Source organism: Sphaerospermopsis reniformis (genome assembly GCF_005402885.1).
Taxonomy (GTDB): domain Bacteria; phylum Cyanobacteriota; class Cyanobacteriia; order Cyanobacteriales; family Nostocaceae; genus Sphaerospermopsis; species Sphaerospermopsis kisseleviana.
In genome coordinates, this window is the sequence record NZ_BJCE01000667.1 from 1 (window position 1) to 220 (window position 220).

General features: G+C 39.5%; 1 protein-coding gene. It reads right to left on the bottom strand.

Annotation, left to right across the window (positions count from 1 at the left end):
• On the bottom strand, nt 1–205 hold a 205-nt coding region (locus FFR48_RS28775), incomplete at its 3' end, for a helix-turn-helix domain-containing protein (protein WP_162502007.1).
• Nucleotides 206–220 lie beyond the last annotated feature (15 nt).

The following is a 220-nucleotide window of genomic DNA, read 5'->3' on the forward strand; positions in this document are numbered from 1 at the left end:
TAATGGCTGCTACTAACCATTTGTGTAAATCTATGGCTGTGGGAAATTTGATTTTTTCTTCTGGTTGCAGTTTGTTATGTAATAATACCTGTTGACAAAGTGCTAAACCTTGATTCCAAGCGTGTCTGGCTACTCCTGCGTGTTGCGCCAGTAGTAGTCGTTGTTGCTTGTTAACTTTGAGTTGGGTTTTGAATCCTAGTAGCATACAGTGATTTTACTG